Annotated in this window: 2 protein-coding genes; both read left to right on the forward strand. The window is 34.3% G+C overall.

Annotated features, from left to right (window positions below; genetic code table 11):
* On the forward strand, positions 1–963 hold a 963-nt coding region (locus tag HP459_RS22905; protein ID WP_216661721.1), incomplete at its 5' end, for an AAA family ATPase.
* Positions 964–976: 13 nt separating this feature from the next.
* Positions 977–1462 (forward strand): hypothetical protein (locus tag HP459_RS22910; protein WP_216661722.1); only part of this gene is annotated, 486 nt, incomplete at its 3' end.

Consider the following 1462-nt stretch of genomic DNA (forward strand, 5'->3'; position numbering starts at 1 on the left):
AATAAACCTACCTCATACGAAGCAATATTGATTGATGAAGAACAAGATAATTTCATTCGTTACGGTGTTTCAGTTCTGAACGAAGTTATTGTAGATGAATACTTATATGTTAGGCCCATAAAAAAAGGAGCAAGAGAACAGTGCATTTTTACGCGCGATAAAAATGGGGTCGTATTCAAAAAGACCGAGTTTAAAAAATATGAATCATTGATTGGACCGGTCTTAAGAGAAAGCGGAGCTGTTATCACTTTTGCTGTGTCATTAGAGATCGATGCACTTGTTCAGACTAGACGTTGGGCTTTAAAGCAATTGCCATATTACTCTGAGAAATTCAAAAACCCGAGCTTGAAGTTTGTCGAAGGACAACTTAGACGACAGTTATTGGGCGATGAAGGGAATGAAAAATTAAACGAAAGTGGCCAGAGGATTATAAAAACTTATAATGATATGGTTATACAATCTCCTCTTCATATTGATAAGGTCGACTTTGTAAGGTTTGGTGAAGATAATGAATATAAATTTGTTTATCTGATAAAAAATGACGATGGCGATTTTACTCGAATTGGACCTGATAGGAGGGATGAGTTCTTTTCCCAAGGGACGCTTAATGTTTTAACATTCTTAGCAATATTGATTTGGGCGAGTGAATACAATTTTACACTTTATGTTGATGAAATAGACTCCTCTATACATTATTCATTAGCAAGTGCTTTAATAAGAAAAATATTTGATAAGACTTGTAAAGAGAATGGAGTCCAATTTATTATGTCTACACATAACATTCCTTTGTTAGATGAGGGTTTTAGAAGGGATGAGCTTAATATAATAGTTAAAGATTCGTCTAAGTCATCGATAATAGCCAATGCTGCGGAGTTTTCTGTAAGGAAAGATGCTAAGGTCTCCGCAAAATATTTGCGTGGTGAATTTGGATTGGTTCCAGCTTTTCTTGGTACAAAAAACTAAGCGCGAGAAAAACATGACTAACTTTCCTTATGATGGTGATTTTTCAACACCAAACAATTTAGAAATTACAGCTTTTTCTCAACTGAAGCCAAAAATCAAAGGGCGAAGAGTATGTGTTTTTTTAGGTGCTGGATTTTCAAAAGCTTGGGATGATAAATATCCTATTAGTAATGAAGTTTTTTCTATATCTGAAGATGAGGCTTTAGAAAATAGTGATGAGTATGGCTTTTTCTCTTTGTTCGAAGGGCTTAAATTTAAATGGGCTGATGCAAATGCGAGTTTAGATGACAAGGCAAATGTTTTCAAGAGTTTTAAGTATGCTCTAGATGTATATAAACGATATCCTAGTCTATTGCCGTCGTATCTCGATAGGCACACGCTTGAGTTATTTGAATCGCAAGTGAAGTTATATATTAAAAACAAATTTTCGAAAAAAATTCCACCTAATGATTTAAAGTTGAATCAGAGTGCAAGGTTTGGGCAGAACAAAAATAGTATT

The sequence above is a fragment of the Enterobacter sp. CM29 genome (assembly GCF_013179605.1).
GTDB classification, from domain to species: domain Bacteria; phylum Pseudomonadota; class Gammaproteobacteria; order Enterobacterales; family Enterobacteriaceae; genus Enterobacter; species Enterobacter intestinihominis.